The sequence below is a fragment of the Mycobacterium mantenii genome, from assembly GCF_001667865.1.
Taxonomy (GTDB): domain Bacteria; phylum Actinomycetota; class Actinomycetes; order Mycobacteriales; family Mycobacteriaceae; genus Mycobacterium; species Mycobacterium mantenii_A.
In genome coordinates this window covers 141551-160901 of sequence record NZ_LZJP01000042.1, presented here as the reverse complement: position 1 = coordinate 160901, position 19351 = coordinate 141551, and the positions used below count along the sequence as shown (strand labels likewise).

Annotated in this window: 21 protein-coding genes; 6 read left to right on the top strand and 15 right to left on the bottom strand. The window is 66.9% G+C overall.

Annotated elements, in window-relative coordinates:
• Nucleotides 1-151 precede the first annotated feature (151 nt).
• The 3 genes from A5688_RS07280 to A5688_RS07270 all read right to left on the bottom strand — a co-directional run bounded on the left by A5688_RS07280 (nucleotide 152) and on the right by A5688_RS07270 (nucleotide 3227).
• On the bottom strand, nucleotides 152-994 hold the full coding sequence (locus A5688_RS07280; protein WP_067909927.1) for a thiamine pyrophosphate-dependent enzyme: 843 nt from the start codon (nucleotides 992-994) through the stop codon (nucleotides 152-154).
• Nucleotides 995-1192: 198 nt separating this feature from the next.
• The gene (gene meaB / locus A5688_RS07275; RefSeq protein ID WP_067829216.1) at nucleotides 1193-2080 is read right to left on the bottom strand and encodes a methylmalonyl Co-A mutase-associated GTPase MeaB; all 888 of its coding nucleotides are present in this window, start codon (nucleotides 2078-2080) and stop codon (nucleotides 1193-1195) included.
• A gap of 7 nt (nucleotides 2081-2087) precedes the next feature.
• Nucleotides 2088-3227 (bottom strand): thiolase family protein, encoded by a 1140-nt coding sequence (locus tag A5688_RS07270; RefSeq protein WP_067829219.1) that lies wholly within the window; start codon nucleotides 3225-3227, stop codon nucleotides 2088-2090.
• Nucleotides 3228-3411: 184 nt separating this feature from the next.
• On the opposite strand from A5688_RS07270, the gene A5688_RS07265 reads away from it, so the two are divergent.
• Complete coding sequence (locus A5688_RS07265; protein WP_067909930.1) at nucleotides 3412-4266, top strand: proline iminopeptidase-family hydrolase; 855 nt, start codon at nucleotides 3412-3414, stop codon at nucleotides 4264-4266.
• Nucleotides 4267-4293: 27 nt separating this feature from the next.
• Here A5688_RS07265 and A5688_RS07260 read toward each other — a convergent pair whose 3' ends face one another.
• The 4 genes from A5688_RS07260 to A5688_RS07245 all read right to left on the bottom strand — a co-directional run bounded on the left by A5688_RS07260 (nucleotide 4294) and on the right by A5688_RS07245 (nucleotide 8495).
• Nucleotides 4294-5064, bottom strand: coding sequence for an enoyl-CoA hydratase/isomerase family protein (locus A5688_RS07260; RefSeq protein WP_067909932.1), 771 nt, complete (start codon nucleotides 5062-5064; stop codon nucleotides 4294-4296).
• Between the two features lie 63 nt (nucleotides 5065-5127).
• Entirely contained in the window at nucleotides 5128-6210 is a 1083-nt protein-coding gene (locus tag A5688_RS07255; protein ID WP_067909935.1) for an acyl-CoA dehydrogenase family protein, read from the bottom strand.
• Entirely contained in the window at nucleotides 6197-7102 is a 906-nt protein-coding gene (locus tag A5688_RS07250; protein WP_067909938.1) for an acyl-CoA dehydrogenase family protein, read from the bottom strand. The genes A5688_RS07255 and A5688_RS07250 overlap by 14 nt, the downstream gene beginning before the upstream one ends.
• Nucleotides 7080-8495: a class I adenylate-forming enzyme family protein gene (locus tag A5688_RS07245; protein WP_067909940.1), complete on the bottom strand. Its 1416-nt coding sequence runs from the start codon at nucleotides 8493-8495 to the stop codon at nucleotides 7080-7082. Before A5688_RS07245 ends, A5688_RS07250 begins: the two co-directional genes overlap by 23 nt.
• Before the next feature lie 126 nt (nucleotides 8496-8621).
• Here A5688_RS07245 and A5688_RS07240 point away from each other — a divergent pair, with 126 nt between their 5' ends.
• Genes A5688_RS07240 through A5688_RS07230 form a run of 3 tightly spaced genes read left to right on the top strand, consistent with a single transcriptional unit; the run spans nucleotide 8622 to nucleotide 10602 of the window.
• Nucleotides 8622-8960 carry a 2Fe-2S iron-sulfur cluster-binding protein gene (locus A5688_RS07240; RefSeq protein ID WP_067829236.1) on the top strand — a complete coding sequence of 113 codons (339 nt, stop codon included), beginning with the start codon at nucleotides 8622-8624 and terminating at the stop codon, nucleotides 8958-8960.
• A gap of 21 nt (nucleotides 8961-8981) precedes the next feature.
• The gene (locus tag A5688_RS07235; protein ID WP_067909943.1) at nucleotides 8982-9296 is read left to right on the top strand and encodes a DUF4286 family protein; all 315 of its coding nucleotides are present in this window, start codon (nucleotides 8982-8984) and stop codon (nucleotides 9294-9296) included.
• A 40-nt stretch (nucleotides 9297-9336) separates the two neighbouring features.
• The gene (locus A5688_RS07230) at nucleotides 9337-10602 is read left to right on the top strand and encodes an amidohydrolase family protein (RefSeq protein WP_067910001.1); all 1266 of its coding nucleotides are present in this window, start codon (nucleotides 9337-9339) and stop codon (nucleotides 10600-10602) included.
• A gap of 107 nt (nucleotides 10603-10709) precedes the next feature.
• Here the strand turns inward: A5688_RS07230 and A5688_RS07225 are convergent, their stop codons facing one another.
• The 4 genes from A5688_RS07225 to A5688_RS07210 are packed head-to-tail and all read right to left on the bottom strand — an operon-like array spanning nucleotide 10710 to nucleotide 14691.
• Complete coding sequence (locus A5688_RS07225; RefSeq protein ID WP_067909946.1) at nucleotides 10710-11750, bottom strand: CaiB/BaiF CoA transferase family protein; 1041 nt, start codon at nucleotides 11748-11750, stop codon at nucleotides 10710-10712.
• Nucleotides 11747-12703, bottom strand: coding sequence for an LLM class F420-dependent oxidoreductase (locus A5688_RS07220; protein WP_067909949.1), 957 nt, complete (start codon nucleotides 12701-12703; stop codon nucleotides 11747-11749). The genes A5688_RS07225 and A5688_RS07220 overlap by 4 nt, the downstream gene beginning before the upstream one ends.
• On the bottom strand, nucleotides 12688-13113 hold the full coding sequence (locus A5688_RS07215; protein ID WP_067829247.1) for a cobalamin-dependent protein: 426 nt from the start codon (nucleotides 13111-13113) through the stop codon (nucleotides 12688-12690). The genes A5688_RS07220 and A5688_RS07215 overlap by 16 nt, the downstream gene beginning before the upstream one ends.
• Nucleotides 13114-14691 (bottom strand): methylmalonyl-CoA mutase family protein, encoded by a 1578-nt coding sequence (locus tag A5688_RS07210; RefSeq protein ID WP_067909952.1) that lies wholly within the window; start codon nucleotides 14689-14691, stop codon nucleotides 13114-13116.
• A gap of 70 nt (nucleotides 14692-14761) precedes the next feature.
• Between A5688_RS07210 and A5688_RS07205 the strand changes: the two genes are divergently transcribed.
• Entirely contained in the window at nucleotides 14762-15598 is an 837-nt protein-coding gene (locus A5688_RS07205; RefSeq protein WP_067909955.1) for an SDR family oxidoreductase, read from the top strand.
• Between the two features lie 4 nt (nucleotides 15599-15602).
• Here the strand turns inward: A5688_RS07205 and A5688_RS07200 are convergent, their stop codons facing one another.
• The 4 genes from A5688_RS07200 to A5688_RS07185 all read right to left on the bottom strand — a co-directional run bounded on the left by A5688_RS07200 (nucleotide 15603) and on the right by A5688_RS07185 (nucleotide 18358).
• The gene (locus A5688_RS07200) at nucleotides 15603-16409 is read right to left on the bottom strand and encodes a methyltransferase domain-containing protein (RefSeq protein ID WP_067909957.1); all 807 of its coding nucleotides are present in this window, start codon (nucleotides 16407-16409) and stop codon (nucleotides 15603-15605) included.
• A 59-nt stretch (nucleotides 16410-16468) separates the two neighbouring features.
• Nucleotides 16469-17167 (bottom strand): M15 family metallopeptidase, encoded by a 699-nt coding sequence (locus tag A5688_RS07195; protein ID WP_067829260.1) that lies wholly within the window; start codon nucleotides 17165-17167, stop codon nucleotides 16469-16471.
• 174 nt (nucleotides 17168-17341) lie between these two features.
• Nucleotides 17342-17545, bottom strand: coding sequence for a cold-shock protein (locus A5688_RS07190; protein ID WP_067829263.1), 204 nt, complete (start codon nucleotides 17543-17545; stop codon nucleotides 17342-17344).
• Between the two features lie 579 nt (nucleotides 17546-18124).
• Entirely contained in the window at nucleotides 18125-18358 is a 234-nt protein-coding gene (locus tag A5688_RS07185; RefSeq protein ID WP_067829267.1) for a hypothetical protein, read from the bottom strand.
• A gap of 395 nt (nucleotides 18359-18753) precedes the next feature.
• Between A5688_RS07185 and A5688_RS07180 the strand changes: the two genes are divergently transcribed.
• Nucleotides 18754-19191, top strand: a complete 438-nt coding sequence (locus A5688_RS07180) for a DUF5994 family protein (protein ID WP_120312247.1) — start codon at nucleotides 18754-18756, stop codon at nucleotides 19189-19191.
• The last annotated feature ends 160 nt before the right edge of the window (nucleotides 19192-19351 follow it).

Below are 19351 nucleotides of genomic sequence, written 5' to 3'. Positions count from 1 at the left end.
CAGCTGATCGCGGCCGGTTGCAACGCCAAAGACCTCTGCGAGGTGGAGCGCGGGGCGCGCCAGTTGGTCGCCGAGGCGATGGCCTCCGCACGGGCATTGGTGCGGGCGCAGCGGATTACGCGCGCGCCGGAGCCGAAGCCCTGGTCGGCCGCTAGCTGAGCAGACCTTGGCGCATTGCCTCGGCGACCAACTGGCGCGCCCCGCGCTCCACCTCGCAGAGGTCTTTGGCGTTGCAACCGGCCGCGATCAGCTGCCGACTTACGAATACCAACGGGTCGACGGCAACGGGATGATTCGTGTGGTACGTGATCGCCTCAACCAGCGCGGGCCCACCGCCGGCGCTCGCCTGGTGCACCGCTTCGGTGACCGCGTCGGCCACCGCCACAACGTCCCTGCCGTCGACCGGCAGCATGGGCATCGCGTCGTAGTCGTAGGCGCGCCGGCGCGCGCCGGCTCCACCGCGGATGTTCTCCACCACGAACACGACCGGTAGCCGCCATTGCGCGGCGATCTTGGCGGCAGTGGTGAACTCGACGGAGTTCGCGTCGCGGCCACTGATGACACACAAACTGACCCCGCGCTCGCCGGCCAGCCGCTGGGCATTGGCGTCACCCAGCGCGGACAGGGTCGATCGGCTCAGCGCGGTTTCGTTGGCCAGTGACCGTTTCCAGTCGGCAGTCACGCCGTCAGGCCGGCGCTTCGGTGCGATCATTTCGGCGATGGCCGGGCCCAGCGGAAGGGCCAGGCCGACCTGTTGGGCGTGCCGGAACTGCGGGGTGGCCGCGTTGACGAGGTCGCCCGGCCGAAGCGCCGCGACCGTGCCGATGGCCACCGCCTCTTGCCCGAAGTCCACCCGCGCGGCGTCGTCGATCTGGCCGCCGATACGCAGCTCCTCCAAACCCATGTCGAGCAGCCGCAAAACCCACATTTGGCGGTACAGCTCCAGCCGGTCGTCACGGGCCGGTGCTGTCGAAACCTCGGGGGCGTGAGTCATGCCGGACCTCCTAGCTCTCAAGCGATCTGCTTCGCGCCGACCAGAGCACCAAGATGGATGAGCATCCGATCGTTGGCTGAGCCGATCGCCGCGTTGGACACAGACTCAAAGTAAGGCGACCTCGCGGGTCGTACCTCCGCCGATCGGCCCGTAAACGTGATGAATGCCCGTTCCCCCGATTGGGGGACACGCGGGCCGTCAGTCGGCTTGAGGTGCCGGTGGTGCGATCAGCCGATCGGCGGCGGTATACGGGTCCTGGTCGCCGTCGACGACCGCCTCGGCGAGCCGGTCGAGATCGGGCTGGGCCCGCAGCCGGGTCTGCGCCAGCGAGAGGATCTGCGCTCGGGCGCGCGCCAGGCGGCGGGCGCGACTATCGGTGCGGCGGTGGTCCTCGATGGCGGCCATCAGGTCTTCGATGCCCTCGCCGCGTGCGGCGATCAGCGAAACGATGGGGGCACTGGTTTCGGCCCGAAGATCCCGCACCGTCTGCTCGGCGCCGTCGCGGTCAGCCTTGTTGACCGCCACGATGTCGGCGACTTCCAGCACGCCCGCCTTGGCGGCCTGAACCGCGTCGCCCGCCCCGGGATTGAGAATGACGACGGTCGGGTCGGCGACCGCGGCGATCTCGATCTCGGACTGCCCCACCCCCACCGTCTCGAGCAGCACCACGTCGTAACCGATCGCCCCGAGCAGCCGGATGGCGGCCGGAACCGCGGCGGCCAGACCGCCGAGATGGCCGCGGGTGGCCACCGAACGAATGAGAACGTCAGAGTCGTTGATATGCGCGGCCATTCGAATTCGGTCGCCCAGCAGCGCTCCCCCACTGAACGGGGACGACGGATCCACCGCCAGCACTGCCACCCGGCTGCCGCGCTCGCGGTAGGCCCCGACCAGCGCGGCGACCGTCGTCGACTTCCCCGCGCCGGGTGGTCCGGTGATGCCGATGACCGGCCCCATGCCCTGCGGCGCGGGACCGATGCTCGCCAAGACCTCGTCGCGCTGCTCGCCCTCGACCAGGCTGAGAAGCCGACCGGCCGCGCGGGGAGATCCGTTGCGCGCGCGAGCAATCAGATCGGCGATGATCATGTACGCATTATGGAGCCGCGACCTCGATCACCGTCGCCGAACCCATTCCGCCGCCCGCGCACATCGCCGCGACACCGATGCCGCCGCCGCGGCGGCGCAACTCGTGCACCAGGGTGACGAGCATCCGGGCTCCGGTCGCCGCGACGGGATGGCCCAGCGAGCAGCCGCTGCCGCTGACGTTGACCTTGTCGGGGTCAAGCTCGAGCAGTTTGACGGTGGCCACGCACATGGCGGCGAACGCCTCGTTGATCTCGAAAAGCTCCACGTCCGAGGTCGAAAGGCCAGCGCGTGCGAGCGCTTTCGGGATGGCGTCGACGGGCGCCAAGCCGGTGATCGCCGGGTCGACGCCGACGGACGCCCAGGACCGGATGGTGGCCAGCGCGGGCAGCCCGAGCCGGTCGCTGGCGATGACCAACGCCGCAGCACCGTCGTTGGCGCCGCACGCATTGCCGGCGGTGATCGAGAAGCCCTCGATCTCGGGGTGCAGCGGCTTGAGCGCGGCCAGCTTTTCCATGGTGGTGTCGCGGCGCGGGTGCTCGTCGACCGAGAACAGGCCGTGCGGCGTCTCGATCGGAACGATCTCCTCCTTGAAGCGGCCTTCGTCGATGGCAGCGATGGCATTGCGATGCGACCGCAGCGCCCACGCGTCCATCTCCTCGCGACTCACGCCGGCTTTGACCGCGGCGTTCCAGCCCACGGTGATCGACATGTCCATGTTCGGCGCGTCGGGCCGGTCCGGGTGGGTCGGCGGGAACCAGTCGACCCAGTCGCCGTCCACCTGGATGCGGGAGCGCGGCGAGGTCGACGCCGCATTCACACCGCCGGCGATGATGAGCTCGTCCATCCCGGCGCGCACGCTGGCCGCCGCGCTCTGCACCGCCGCCTGCCCGGCCGCGCAGTGCCGGTTGTTGGCCAGACCGGGTACGTGGGACAGCCCGGCCGTGATGGCCGCGTGGCGGGCGATCACGCCGCCGCCGTAGAGGCCCTCGCCCAGGACCACGTCGTCGACCTGCGCGGGGTCCAGATCCTTCGCCGCTTCACTGACCACATGGTGCGCCAGGTCGAACGCACTGGTGTCGCGCAGCGTCCCCTTGCGGGCGGTGCCGATAGGGGTGCGCAGGGCGGACACGATGACGGCTTCGGACACGGGTCTTCTCCAGTTCATCAAGCAGGTGCGGGACTCGGAGAGCCGTCCACACATTCACGAGAACACTATTCTCTCAGTAGGAGAGTACGAGTTGCAAGGAGGGGCTTCGCGTTCAGTCCGTCTCGGGTGGCCGCGGCTGCCTACACTGCTGCTGATGACGGACGCGACGACTGCGCGGGATGGGATGATCGCAGTCCCGGGCGGGGAAGTTTGGTTCAAGCGCACCGGCGGCGGCGCGGGTCATCCGTTGCTGGTCATTCACGGCGGGCCGGGCTTACCGCACAACTACCTGCGGTCACTGGGCCGGTTGGCGGCGGAGCGCGAGGTCATCTTCTGGGATCAGCTCGGCTGCGGGAACTCCAAATGCCCACCCAACCACGAGCTTTGGACGATGGATCGCTCGGTGGCCGAGGCGGACGCCGTGGTGCGGGCGCTCGGCCTGGACCGCTTCCATCTCTTCGGCAACTCCTGGGGCGGGATGCTGGCCCAGCAGTACATGCTCGACGCGGCGCCGGCCGGCGCGGCGAGCCTGACCATTTCCAACAGCATCGCGTCCATCCCGGAGTTTGCGAAAATGGTGGCGCGGTTGAAATCCGAGCTGCACCCGGCCACCCAGGCCGCCATTGACGAGCATGAGGCCGCGGGCACAACGCACTCACCCGAGTATCAGGCCGCCATCCGGACCTGGAATGAAACCTACCTGTGCCGGGCACGCCCATGGCCGCGAGAGCTCGAGGATGCGTTCCGGAACATGAGCGCCGAAGTCTTCGAGACCATGTTCGGCCCCAGCGATTTTCACATCGTCGGGACGGTCCGGAACTGGGACGTGGTCGACCGGCTGGGCGAAATCGCCGTGCCGACACTGGTGCTCGCGGGCAGGTATGACGAATGCGTGCCCGACCACATGTGGGAAATGCACCAGCGCATACCGGGTTCACGGTTCGAACTGTTCGAGTCCAGCGCGCACATGCCGTTCATCGAGGAGCCGGACAAGTTCGATGCGGTGATGCGGGACTTTCTGCGTCGGCACGACGCCTGAGGCCGTCCCCCGTCAATCTCCTCCGCTTCAGTTCTTCTTGGCCGCGTTGAATTTCGCGACGTTGGTCCGGAAGTCCTCGGTGAGGAACGACTGGCTCTCGGCCGAGAGCGCGTAGTCCAAACTGGCGAGCACGGCCCGCTCCAGATGAATGTTGAGCACCCGCTTGGTGCTCTCGACCGCCTGCTGCGGAAGCTCCAAGATCTTCTTGGCGCTGGCGATCGCCTCCGCAACCGGGTCGTCGGCGATGTGATTGGCCAGCCCGAGTTCGACGGCGCGCTGTGCGGTGATGCGGGTGCCGGTGAGCGCGAATTCCTTGGCGAGCAGGAGGCTGATGTGCAGCGGCCAGGTCAACGGGCCGCCATCGGCGGCCACCAGCCCGACCTGCACATGCGGGTCGGCGAGATAGGCGTTTTCGGCGATGTAGACGATGTCGCTGAGCGCCACCAGGCTGCAGCCCAGCCCGACGGCGGGGCCATTGACCGCCGCCACCACCGGAATTCGGCAGCGGGCCATGCCCAGCACGATCTCGCGCCCGTCCCGGATCGTTTTGGCGCGCAGCTCGGCATCGTTCGCCAGCTCTTCCAGATATGTGAAATCGCCGCCGGCCGAGAACGCCCGGCCGGCCCCGGTGATCACCGCGGCACGCGCCGTGGGGTCATCGGTCAGTCGCTGCCACAGCCGCGCGAGTCCGACGTGCAGGTTGTCGTTGACCGAATTGAGCGAATCCGGCCGGTTGAGCGTGATGATGCGCAGGGCGCCGTCGGCCTGGACGTCGATTTCGGTAGGCATGTCGTACACGTCAGACTCCTTCGATGGTCGTGACCCGCTTCACCCGGGCTTCGCCCGCGTTCGCGATCACTCCTACAATCCCAAGATTCGTGAAGCGATGATGTTCTTTTGTATCTGCGATGTGCCGCCCATGACGCTCTGCGCCCGGCTGTACAGGTAGGCGCTGAACAGCTCGGGATCGCGCGTCCCCGCGACGGCGAGGGCGGCATGGCCGACGGATTGCTCCACCCAGGTCATCAGCAGCTTGTCCAGCGAGCCGTCCGAGCCGTGCGATACGCCGTCGAGCTGTTCGGACAGCCGCCGGCGCACGTGGTGGGTCAGCATGTCCGACTGGACCGCGGCCCACGCCAGTTCTTCGGGTACTTCGCCGTCATTGCGCGACAACAGTTCTCGGACGAGCTTGCCGTAGCGTGCCGCATAGCCCAACGTGGAGGGCTCGCGTTCGTGCCCGACGACGGTCATCGCCACGGCCCAGCCGTCGCCGGGAGCGCCGACCATCCGATCCGCCGGCACGATGGCATCGTCGAAGAAGACCTGACCGAATTCGTTGGTGACGCCGTTGATCATCTGCAGCGGGCGCTGTTGCACGCCAGGCTGTTTCATATCGAGAACGAACGCGGACAGGCCGCGGTGGCGCTTGGCGTCGGGATCGGTGCGTGCCAGCAGCAGACACCGGTCGGCGACGTCGGAGTAGCTGGTCCAGATCTTGTGTCCGTTCACCACGTAGTTGTCGCCCTCGAGGCGAGCGGTGGTGGTCAGCGACGCCAGGTCCGAGCCGGCACCCGGTTCGCTGAAGCCCTGGCACCAGCGCTCGGTGCCGTTGATGATGCCGGGCAGGAAGCGCTTGCGGAGCTCGTCGCTGGCGTGGGCGCCGATGCCGTACACCAGATAACCGACGCTGGGGCGCGGCGGCGCACCGGCCCGCACCAGCTCCTCGTCGACGATGACGTCATAGACCGGCGCCAGGTCCTGGCCGCCCCAGTCGCGTGGCCAGGACAGGCCGAAGAAGCCGTTCTCGTACAGGGCGCGATGCCAGTCGGCCATGCGCACCCAATACTCGTCGCCCGAGCCCGAAAACTCCTCGGCGTGGGCAACAAGCCACGTGCGCAGCCGGTCCCGGAAGGCGGCTTCGTCGGGTGAGTCACGAAAGTCCAAGATCGATCTCCTTCAACGCGACCGGCCACAGCTCGGTCGATGTGAGCGCACGGCGCAGGTAGACGTGCGCCACGCATTCCCAGGTGTTGCCGATTCCGCCGTGCACCTGGATGGCCGTCTCGCAGACGGTGCGGGTGGCGCGCGCGCAGTACACCTTTGCGATTTGCGCGGCCCGAATGGCCTCGACCGGGGGCAGCGCGTCGACGGCCCAGGCGGCATGCCGCGCCACGCTCACCGAACCCTCAATCAGCGCAAGGCTTTCGGCCAGCAGGTGCGCGATGGCCTGGTACGAGCCGATCTGCTTGCCGTACTGTTCGCGAATCTTGGCGTAGTCGCACGCGACGGCGTGCGCGCCCCGGGCCACGCCGACCAGGTCCGACGTCGTGGCGACCAGCGCGAGGGCCCGCCACTGCTCGGCAACCTCAAAGGGCACCTCCCCCAACGTCTCCGGCGATCCCGCGATCGTCGCGTCGGCCCGGGTCAGATCGACACTCTGCGGTGCAGCCTGCACATCGACCGCGCGGACCGTGCCACCCGAGAGCGACAGGGCACGCCGGGCACCGCGGGCGTCGATCACCCGATCGTCGACGGCCACGGTCGCCGCCGCCACGTCGGCGCCGACGTGGCGGCCCAGGTCGTCGGCAAGCACCGGGCCGAGGAACGGTGTGTCGACCAGCCGGCGGCCGAATTCCTCGGCCACGATGGCCACTTCCACACCCGAGGCCCCGTCGGAACGCAAGGACCGCCAGCCGGTGTTCTCGATCTGCTTGTCCAGACGCGTGATCCGTGTCTGATCGTCGAGATCCTGAACCGCGGCCGGCCCCAGATCGTCGGCCAGCTTGGCGGCGGCATCGCGCAATTGCTGTTGTTCAACTGTCAGACGTACATCCATAGCGCTCCTTCAGGACTCGGCGCAGCACCTTGCCGGAGGGCAGGCGAGGAATGTCCGGGACGAACACCACCCGGCTCAAATGCTTATATGAGGCGAGTCTTTCGTCGACCCGGGCGGTCAATTCGGTGGCGATCGCCTCGGTGTCGACGGATTCGGACGCGGCGACCGCGGCGACGACCGCTTCGCCGTTGAGTCCGTCGGGCAGCCCGAACACCGCGCAGTCTTTGACGGCCGGGTGCCCATGCAACACCGTCTCGATCTCGGCGGGGGCGACCTGGAAGCCGCGCACTTTGATCATCTCCTTGAGGCGGTCGGTGATTCGCAGCCAACCCCCGGCGTCGAGCCAGCCGACATCTCCGGTGCGGTACCACCCCTCGAGAATCGCCTCGTCGGTCGCTTCGGCCGGGAGGTAGCCGGCCATCAGCGACGCCGAGCGGGCCTGAATCTCACCGACCTCGCCCGGGCCGACGGGCTCGCCGGTCTCCAGGGAGACGACGCGTAGGTCGACCCCGGGCACCGCCCGGCCAACGGTGTCGAGCCGCGGGTCATCGATCGGATTGCACGCTACGACAGGCAATTCCGTGGTCCCATAGGCCGGAAGCCAGCCGACTCCGGTGCGCCGGGTCACCGTCTCTGCGACGTGGGTGTTGACCGGCGTCGCCCCCCACATGATGTAGCGCAGCGACGACAGGTCATAGGACTCGAGGTCGGGGTGCGAGGCGATGGCCAACGCGATGGGAGCGACCGCCATTTCGACTGTGATGCGGTCACTTTCGATGTGCTGCAGCACCCGGTCGATGTCGAACCGGGGATGCAGCCGCACGCGGGTGCCCGTTTTGAGGGCGGTCAGCAGGTTCAGCAGGCCGAGAATGTGTGACGGCGGCGTCGCGACCTGGATCCGGTCGCGATGCGTCAGTTGCAGCGCTTGGCGCCAGTGCCGCACCGCCTCGTCCAGCGAGGCGTGGGTGTGGCGGACGGCCTTCGGCAGGCCGGTGGTGCCGGAACTGAACACCAGGACCGCGTCGGACGCGGGGAGCGGCGAGCGCGCCGTCGGCTCTGCGGGCGGGCCCGGCTCGTCCAGGTGCAGCATCGGCATCAGGCCGGCCAGTACCGGATGGTCCCCGACCGCGTGCGCGGGGCCGGTCAGCGCAAGCGCATGGTCGACCTCGTCCCGCTTCCACGCGGGACTGATGAGCACCGCCGTGGCGGCCAATCGCCAGATCGCGAGAACCACGGCGAGGAACTCCGGGCGATTGGAGGCCATGACGGCGACGCGCCGGCCCGCGGTGACACCGCCTTTTGCCAGAGTCGCGGCCCATCGGTCGGCTAACGCGTCGAGTTCGGGCACGCTGAATCGCCGTTCCTCGAACACGAGCGCTGCCGGCTCGGTCACGTCCCGTCCTTCCCTGACAGACCGGGCTGACCCGACATCCATACAGTCTCGAGAAGATGCTATCGCTTCGTGAGAATAGTATTCTCTATACTGAAGAATGCAAATACGGGAGAGGGGGCGGTCTCAGTGACGGTCACCCGGATCATCGAGGAGACCCCAGGGGTGACAGATCCGGCAACAAACGGCCCCGGCGCCGGCACGGTGACGATTCATCTGGACCGCAAGAAAGTCTCGGTGCCCATAGTCCCAGGCGAGACTCTGCTGGAGACGGCGCGGCGGGCCGGGCTGGAACCGCCGTTCAGTTGCGAGGCCGGCAACTGCGGTACGTGCATGGCCAAGCTCGAGGAGGGCCACGCCACCATGCGGGTCAACGACGCTCTCGAACCCGACGAGGTCGCCGAGGGCTACATTCTGACGTGCCAGGGCGTTCCGGACACGGACTCGGTCACGGTGCGCTACGAGTAGCAGCCAGGAGAGGTTTCCAAGATGGCCAAGGGCATCATCCTCGTGGAGAGCCGACCCAGCTCGCCCGAGCGCGAGCAGGAGTACAACACCTGGTACGACGAGGTGCACCTGGGTGAGCTCGTGGCCCTGGACGGAATCGTGTCGGCACGCCGACTGCGGCCGGTCAACGGCGACGGACCCTACGTCGCCATCTACGAGATCGAGGGCGACGACCTACAGGCGATTCTGGACAACATGATCGCCAACGGGCCACAGCTGCACATGTCCGATGCCCTGCAACTGGACCCGGCGCCGATTCCACGGCTGCTCGAGACCACCACGGAATGCGGCGGCTGAGCGAGTTCGCTCGGGTCGCTGCGGCGGAGAGGACTGCATGATGAAGGTCGATGACCTGATCTTGGTCAGCATTGACGACCACGTCGTCGAGCCGCCGGACATGTTCCTCCGGCATGTGCCCGCCAAGTACAAGGACGAGGCCCCGATCGTCGTCACGGACGACAAGGGCGTCGACCAGTGGATGTACCAGGGCAGGCCGCAGGGCGTGAGCGGGCTCAACGCCGTGGTGTCCTGGCCGGCCGAGGAATGGGGGCGTGACCCAGCAGGTTTCGCCGAGATGAGGCCCGGCGTCTATGACGTCCACGAACGCGTCCGGGACATGAACCGCAACGGCATCCTGGCGTCAATGTGCTTCCCGACGTTCACCGGCTTTTCGGCCCGGCACCTCAACATGACGCGCGAGGACGTCACGCTGGTGATGGTGTCGGCCTACAACGACTGGCACATCGACGAGTGGGCCGGCTCCTACCCGGATCGGTTCATCCCGATCGCGATCCTGCCGACCTGGACCCCCGAGGGCATGTGCGCCGAGATCCGCCGCATCGCCGCGAAGGGCTGCCGGGCGGTCACCATGCCGGAATTGCCGCACCTGGAAGGACTTCCGAGCTACCACGACGAGGACTACTGGGGCCCGGTGTTCCGCACGTTGTCCGAACAGAACGTGGTGATGTGCCTGCACATCGGCACCGGCTTCGGGGCGATCAGCATGGCGCCCAACGCGCCGATCGACAACCTGATCATTCTGGCGACCCAGGTTTCGGCGATGTGCGCCCAGGATCTGCTGTGGGGCCCCGCGATGCGCAACTATCCGGATCTGAAATTCGCCTTCTCCGAAGGCGGTATCGGCTGGATCCCGTTCTACCTGGACCGCAGCGACCGCCATTACACCAACCAGAAGTGGCTGCGCCGCGACTTCGGCGACAAACTGCCCAGCGACGTCTTTCGTGAACACTCGCTGGCCTGCTACGTCACCGACAAGACGTCGCTGAAGCTGCGCCACGAGATCGGCATCGACATCATCGCCTGGGAATGCGACTACCCGCACTCCGACTGCTTCTGGCCGGACGCGCCCGAGCAGGTGCTCGCCGAGTTGACCGCCGCCGGCGCCGACGATTCCGACATCAACAAGATCACCTGGGGCAACGCCTGCCGGTTCTTCGGTTGGGACCCGTTCGCCCGGACCCCTCGCGAGCAGGCGAATGTCAAGGCTTTGCGCGCCAAGGGAAGTGACGTGGACGTGTCCATCCGGTCGCGCGCCGAGTGGGCGCGCCGCTATCAGGAAAAGCAAGCCGCCGTCGCGCGTTAGGTGGTCTAACCCGCGAGTGTGCGGCTGGCCGCACAGTCGAGTCCGAACGTGCGGCTGGCCGCACACTCGAGCTCAAGCATGAGGCTGGTGTCACGCTCGGCGGGCGTCTATCCCTGCGGTAGCTCCGGCGGCGGCCGGTACTCGGGCTGGTACCCGGAGACGTGGATCGGGCTGCCCACCAAACGGAACTCGCCCGCTGTCACAATCACTTCCGGGGTCGCCTCGAGCGCCTCGGGCAGGGTCCGGACAGCGGCCGCCGGAACACCCAGCGGACGCAGTCGCCGTTCCCATCCGACGGCGCTGTCGGTGGCCAGCATCGCCGTGACGATGGTCAGCACTTCGTCGCGGCGGGCGACCCGCTCGGCCATCGTTTCAAAACCCCCGATGCCCGCTTCGGCGGCGAACGACTTCCAGAAGCCGTCATGGGTGATGAACAGCGCCAGATACCCGTCGGCGGTTGGAAAGAGCTGAGCTGGAACGTAATAGGAGTGCGCCCCGTGTGGGCGGCGCTGCGGCTCGACGCCGCCGTTGAGATAAGCGGCGGCGTGGTAGTTCAGCTGGGACAGCATGACGTCGCGCAGCGACACATCCACCTGGCCGCCGGTGCCGGAGATGACCTTGGCCAAAAGCCCCAGCGCCGCGGTCATTCCGGTCGAGTTGTCGGCCGACGAGTACCCGGGCAACGTCGGCGGGCCGTCGGGGTCGCCGGTCAAGGCGGCCGTGCCGACGCCCGCCTGCACCACGTAGTCGAAGGCCGGGTCGTCGCCGCCGTACAGACCGAAGCCGGTGATCGCGACGCAGACGATCCGCTCGTTGTGCCGCCGCAACGTGTCGTAGGTCAGACCCAGCCGGCGGATGGCCGACGGCTTCAGGTTCACCAGCAGCGCGTGAGAATCGGCGACCAGCTCGCCTAATCGCTGTTGTCCCGCATCGGAATTCAGGTCCAGCGTGATGCTGGACTTGTTGCGATTAAGACTGGCGAAGTAGGTGGCGCCGACGCTGCGGGAGATCTCGCCGCCGGCGGGTTCGATCTTGGTGACCTCGGCACCGAGATCGGCCAGCAGCATGGTCGCGTACGGGCCCGCCAGCATGGTCCCGACCTCGAGGATGCGAATCCCGGCCAGCGGTCCGGTGCTGTTCGGAGTCAACGCAATTCCGCCGCGAGTGAGGCGATCATCTCGCGGGTGCGGCGCTTGGAAGCCACCAGCTCATCACGGTTGTCACCGATGGGCAGCAGCCGCACCGACAGGTCCGTCACACCGGCGTCGGCGAACCGACGCATCCGGGCCAGGATCGCCTTTTCGTCGCCGACGGCGCACAGGTCACCGACGTCGCGGGCGTCGCCGCGGTCGAGCAGGCGCTGATAGTTGGGTGACACTTCGGCTTCCCCCAGGATGCGGTTGGCCCGCTCCTTGGCCTCGTCGACTCGCTCGGGCGCGCAGAGGCATACCGGGATGCCCGCAACGATCCGCGGTGCCGGGCGCCCCGCGTCCGCGGCGGCCTTGGTGATCTTCGGCGCGATGTGATCGCCGATCGCGCGCTCATCGGCCATCCACAGCACGGTCCCGTCGGCGAGTTCGCCGGCGATCTGCAGCATCACCGGTCCTAGTGCGGCGACCAGGACCGGCATCGGGGTATCGGCCCCGATCGCCAGCGGATTGTGCACCGTGAACGAATCATTTTCGACGTCAACCGATCCCGGGCCGGCGATGGCGGCGTTGAGCACCTGAAGATAGTCACGGGTGTAGGCGGCCGGCTTCTCGTACGGCAAGCCGAGCATGTCCCGGACGATCCAATGGTGCGACGGGCCGACACCCAGCGCCAGCCGTCCACCGGCCACGGCATGGGTCGAGAGCGCCTGGCGGGCAAGGGCGATCGGGTGCTGGGCCTGCAGCGGCACCACCGCGGTACCCAGCTCGATGCGCGAGCTGTGCGCGGCCATCAGCGACACCATGGTCAGGCAGTCGAAGTCGTTGGGTACCTGCGGCATCCACGCGGTGTCCAGACCCGCGGATTCGGCCCATTCGATGTCGGAGGCCAGCTTGTCCACCTTGCGGGCCATGTCGCCCCGCTCGGCGCCGATCATTACTCCGACGCGCATGGTTCCTCCGTGGCGGGTTCGGGAGTTCCGGTCAGTGCGCGGATGTCGCGCACCAGGTCGTCCAGCGGTGTCCCGGTGGGGAATACCGCGGCGGCACCGGCGGAAAGCAGCTTGGGGACGTCGGCATGGGGGATGGTGCCCCCCACAACGACGGCGATGTCGGCGGCGTCCGCGGCGCGCAACGCTTCCACGGTGCGCGCGGTGAGCGCCAGATGGGCACCGGACAGAATGCTCAGGCCGACCACCGCGACATCTTCCTGCACCGCGATCGAGGCGATGTCCTCGATACGCTGCCGGATGCCGGTGTAGATGACCTCGAACCCGGCGTCACGCAGGGTGCGGGCGACGATTTTGGCGCCGCGGTCATGTCCGTCCAAGCCGGGTTTGGCAACGAGAACGCGCACGGCCATTTAAAACACCACCGGTTGCTGGAATTCGCCCCACACTGCCTTGAGCGCGGAGACCATTTCCCCGACCGTGCAGTAGGCGTTGGCGCAGTCGATCAACTTGTGCATCAGGTTGTCGTCTCCCTCGGCGGCGCGCGACAGCGCCGCAAGGCTGGATTTCACTGCGGCCGAATCTCTTTCGGCCTTGACCTTGGACAGCCGCTTGAGCTGCAGATCACGTCCTTCGGCATCGAGCTCGTAGGTGACGACATCGTGTGCCGGCTCCTCGGTGACGAACCGGTTGACCCCGACGACCGGGCGGGTGCCGGCTTCGACGTCCCGATGCAAGTTGAAGGCTTCGTCGGCGATCAGGCCCTGCAGGTAACCATCCTCGATGGCCTGGACCATTCCGCCGTGCCGCTCGAGGTCGGACATGATCTCGATGATGCGGGCCTCGGTGGCATCGGTCAGCGCCTCCACGAAGTATGAGCCGCCCAGCGGGTCGGCGACGCTGGCCACGCCCGTCTCGTGCGCCAGGATCTGCTGGGTGCGCAGCGCCAGTGTGGTGGTCTCCTCGGTGGGCAGGGCGAACGGCTCGTCCCAGGCCGCGGTGAACATCGACTGCACACCGCCCAGCACCGCGGCCATCGCCTCGTAGGCCACCCGGACGATGTTGTTGTGGGCCTGCGGCGCGTACAGCGACGCGCCACCGCAGACGCAGCCGAACCGGAACATCGCCGCCTTGGCCGTCGTCGCCCCGTAACGCTCCTGCACGATCGTCGCCCAACGGCGGCGCCCCGCACGGTATTTGGCGATCTCCTCGAAGAAGTCTCCGTGGGTGTAGAAGAAGAACGAGATCTGCGGTGCGAACTGGTCGATCGTCATGCGGCCGCGCTCGACGACGGTGTCGCAGTAGGTCACCCCGTCGGCCAGCGTGAACGCCATCTCCTGGACCGCGTTGGCCCCGGCATCGCGGAAGTGCGCTCCCGCCACCGAAATCGCGTTGAACCGGGGAACCTCGGCCGCGCAGAACTCGATGGTGTCGGCGATCAGTCGCAGCGACGGCTCCGGCGGCCAGATCCAGGTTCCCCGCGAGGCGTACTCCTTGAGGATGTCGTTCTGGATCGTCCCGGTGAGCTTGGCCCGCGGGATCCCCTTCTTCTCGGCGGCGGCGACGTAAAACGCCAGCAGGATCGCCGCCGTCCCGTTGATCGTCATGCTCGTGCTCAGCTTGTCCAACGGGATGCCGTCGAACAGGATCTCGAAGTCGGCCAGGGTGTCCACCGCGACGCCGACCCGGCCGACCTCCTCGCCGAACTCGGGGTCGTCGGAGTCGTAGCCGCACTGGGTGGGCAGGTCGAGCGCCACCGACAGCCCGGTGCCACCCTGCTCCAGCAGGTAGCGGTAACGACGATTCGATTCCTCGGCGGTGCCGAATCCGGAGTACTGCCGGAAGGTCCAGAGCTTGCCGCGGTAGCCGGACGCGAAGTTACCCCGGGTGAAGGGGAACTCCCCCGGCTGCGAAGGCTCCGCGCTTACGTCCGCCGGCCCGTATACGGGCTGCAGCGGGATGCCAGACGGAGTGTGGGCCGTATTATCCATCGGTGAATAACGTACTTGCAAAAAAAGAGAATGCCAATACCACATGCTTGACCAGGTAAAAGGAGGCTCAATGCCTAACGGTTCGCTCGTCGATCGCACCGTCGTCATCTCCGGTGGCAGCCGCGGAATCGGGCTCGCGATCGGCATCGGCGCGGCCAGGCAGGGCGCCAACGTGGTGCTCCTGGCCAAGACTGACATTCCCCATCCGCGCCTGCCCGGAACGGTGCATACCGCCGCCGCGGAGGTCGAGGCCGCCGGCGGTAAGGCGCTGGCGGTCGTCGGCGACGTGCGTCGCGAGGAGGACGTGCAACGCGTGGTCGATGCGGCGGTGGAGCGGTTCGGCGGCGTCGACGTCTGCGTCAACAACGCCAGCGCCATTGCGGTGGAACCGACCGCCGCGCTGTCGGCCAAGAAGTACGACCTGATGCAGGAGATCAACCTGCGCGGCACCTTCCTGCTGACCAAAGCGTGCGTGCCACATCTGGAGAAGTCCGCCAACCCGCACGTGCTGACCATCTCGCCACCGGTGAACATGAACCCCCGCTGGCTGGGCGCCCACCCCGCCTACACGCTGTCCAAGTACGGCATGACGCTGCTGTCGCTGGGCTGGGCGGCGGAATTCGCCTTCCAACCCGGGAGAGCTGGGATCGGCGTGAATTGCCTTTGGCCGCAGACGTATATCGCCACCGCCGCAGTGGCGAACATGGCCGATGGGGACAAGTTGGCCGAGTCGTCGCGCAGTCCCGAGATCATGGCCGACGCCGCCGTAGAGATCATCTCGCGGCCCAGCCGGGAAACCACCGGGCACTGCTACATCGACGCCGACGTGCTGCGCTCCGCCGGCGTCGCGGACCTGTCCCGCTACGGCGGCGGCGACCAGCCCATCCAGGACCTCTTCCTGGACTGAAGGCCTATGGGCGGCAGATGATTTCGCCGTGCGGGATGGCGATCCAGCCATCCGGGGTGGCGGCCCATTCTCGCCACCCGGCGGAGATCTCCTCGAGCTGGGCGGTGGTCGCCAGGCCGAGGCTCACCAGGTCATGCGCCACGGTTGAGTGCAGGATGCGGTCGGCCCACATTCCGCCCCACCAGTCGCGCGTCGCGGGCGTGGCATAACACCACAGGCTGCCCGTGGGCGTGATGTCGTCGAATCCCGCCTGCATCGCCCAGGACAGCAGTCGCCGGCCCGCGTCCGGTTCGCCGCTGTTGGCGCGCGCGACGCGTTGGTAGAGGTCTCGCCACATGTCGAGCGCCGGAAGCTCCGGATACCAGATGAATCCCGCGTAGTCGGCGTCGCGAGCCGCCACGATGCCGCCCGGCACACACACGCGCCGCATCTCGCGCAGGGCGGCCACCGGATCGGCGACGTGCTGCAACACCTGATGCGCGTGGACGACATCGAAGGTGCCGTCGGGAAAGTCGAGGTGGTGGGTGTCTGCGGTCGCGAACGAGACGTTGGACAGATTGCGCTTCTCGACCTCGCTTCGGGCAACGCTGAGCACGTCGGTCGCCTGGTCGACGGCGGTCACCGAACCGGGTGCGACCAGAGCGGCCAGATCGGCGGTGATGGTGCCGGGCCCGCAACCGACGTCGAGCACGGACAGTCCCGGCTTCAGGTCCCCTAGCAGGTACGCCGCGGAATCCTGGGCGGTGCGGCGCTGATGACTGCGCAGCACCGACTCGTGATGTCCGTGCGTGTAACTGGCCCGGTCGTTCATGCCGCAAGCTTACCGACGCCGGGTCATAATATGGAACTTTTATCTCAGTATATGAGATGTTAGTCGACGGGGACGTTGAGAATCGGACGGTCGACGCCGGCCCCCGGGCCGTCGAAGTGCCACCATTCGCCGGAGTAGGGCGACAACCCGCCGTACTTCATTGCGTCCCGCAACTGCGCCCGGTTCGCCTGAGCGTCGGCGCTGACGCCCTGCGTCGCGAATGCCGTTGCGCGCGGCGAGAAATCGTCGAAATCGGTGCCCATATCGGCCAGGCAGAGCCCGCCCGCATGACGCTCGGGCGGGCACTGTGGTTGCACGTTGGTGAACGTTACGTCGACCGATCGTCCCGACTCATGGCTGCGGGCGTACGCGCCCGGCCGTGCCACCCAGGCCGGGTTGGGAACCACGTTGAACATCCTGACCTGAACGTCGTGCGGCCGATAGCAGTCCCAGAACACCAGCAGGTGACCCTGCGGGCGCAACGCACCGGCAGCGGCGGCGAGGCCGGGGGCCATCGATTGGTGCACAAGGCATCTCGCGTCGGAAGGATACAGCTGGGTGTGAGTGAAGTTGTTCGTCGTCGCGTAGCGCAGGTCGAGCACCGCGTCCGGAACGACCGTGCGGATGTCGACGAATCCCGCCGCTCGCGCGGCGTCGCTGACCGGCGGCACGTCGGGGCCGGCGTGCGCGATGCGTGTTCCGGTTACCGAGACGAGCGCCAACGCGATCGCCAACCGCAGCACCAGCGCGAGACGCATGCGGTCATTATCCGGGTTCATCGATCCGGGGGGGGGTTAAGTACCGGATGATGTCGCAAACGGGATCAGCGACCCGGCTGCGGCCCAAAGCCGTGGACACCACGGCGCCCGAATACACCGGTGGGACCGGTACGAAGCATTCGCACCAGCCCCACCGTGATGTATGTGAAGTTCTTAGACGGCAGTGACGCCTACCGCCTGGGGTCCTTTGGCGCCTTGCTCAACCTCGAACTGAACACGCTGGTTCTCCTCGAGCGAACGATAGCCGTTTCCCTGGATTTCGGAGTAGTGGACGAAGAGGTCTTTCGTGCCTTCGTCAGGGGTGATGAAGCCGAAGCCCTTTTCACCGTTGAACCACTTCACAGTTCCCTGTGCCATTTACTTACTTCTCTCATTCAAAAGCGGATGTACCAAACACATCCATGCGGGCTCAGAGTAGCACGGGACGGCCTAATGTCTTGAAACCGTTGTGGTGCTGACTAATTCAGCGCCACAGCGGCTTGAACAGCCGCTACGCCTGTGGTGCAGCCTAGTGCGCCCCAGAACCGCTTTTTCGGGGTGCGCAACCGTGTAGAGCACCGCGTGACCGACCACAGCGGGCACGGTGCCGACTGCCTGTACAGTGGAGATGAACCGCTCTCTGGCGGTCAACCGCGAATCGTGAACGAATTACCAATGACATCTCCGTGCGATTCGATCGTCGTCCGACCGTAAGTTAGCAGTGCGTATCGGCCGACTCCCCATCCGGAAGGACAGCCCCATCGACACATCGAACCTGTTTTCTCATCCCGAGGCACCGAAGCACGTCGCTTCGGGCGAATCCTCCGGGAAACCGGTCGAGCACCCGACGTTTTCGGACCGACCCGATGCCGATGCTCTCCGTTCGGAGACACGGCGACCGTAGTCCGCTTGAGAGCGCTCGGAAGGTGCCCCAACGAGGAGCTACGCCGCACGATGTCAGGAAGCTTTGGCGTACCTGCGGACTAATTCGTCTTCGCCGAACGTACTGGTTCGCTGCTGGCCGTTGTCGTCTCGGCTGAAAAATGTCCACTGCCGCGGCCCGTTCTGCGGGCCACTGATCATCTTGACGGTCAAACGCAGTTCGGTGGGACGCCGCGTGCCGATGATGTCACCGACCCGGATCTGCGACGGATGGATCTCGATCGCGTCGCACCAGTTCTCTATTGCCATGTAAATACGCCCTCACTGTTGCCGTCACCCTACCCGCAATCCCGATCCAGGTGGGAAGATGGCGAGCATCGCCCATTCACCCCTTGCGGCACAAGGACTTTGGAATCGCCATCAAGCCGATGGGCAAGGCCGCGCCGTGCCTGCGCGCTCTCGTTGCGTACCCGACCGTCCCGGTCGCCCACTGGGGGCGTAGCGTCGAAGGCGAGCCGTTCGTTGTCAGCGGTGGTCCACCGCGCCGTCGGCGCGGACGACACCCACGGGCAATGTGATTCCTCCGTCTATCCCGCGTCCGCGGGCCCGACGACACCGAGCGCGAAGGAACCGCCCATGGGTGATGCAGGCCCGGCTATCGGGGGCGCGACTTGCCAACAGGGGTACTTCCGATGAGCTACGCGATCGGGAGCCGACGCCAAGCCAATCCCATCCGGTTATCGGTGGCTCGCGAACTCGGCCGCCACATCGACGGTGCATGGTGGCCGCGCGCAGATCGCATCACCAACGAATTGCCCGAGCTTGTTTCGGTCCTGAATCCGCTGCTCGGAGGCGTTACAGCCATCAACGTGAATTGGTCGTCGCTCCAACGACCACCCGATCTCAACTGGCCGGGATGGGAAGGCAAACGCCAGCACGTCATGACGGTCAGCGGCGCGCAGGCCTGCGCCAACCTGCTCGTCGTCTCCTACGCGACCCACAGCGCATTGGCCCTGATGGTGCTGCGCCGTGCGGCAAACCTACCCATTGCGGTTGCTGACCGCGTTAAACCTGCATTCATAGCCGCAGACTCGATCCTGCGGGCCGCACACCAGCAGCGTGAACGTGCCACTGGCAGCTAGCCAGGCGCAAAGCGTCACAGTCGCGACCGCTCGATCCGATTGCAGGCGGCGTCGGCGTTGCCGCTGCACAGGTCAGGCAAAGGCCCCCACGCACCGCTGACGGCTGCGTCGAGGACGTCGACGATCGCTGAAATGTAGACGCGTCGGGCCAGAATCATTG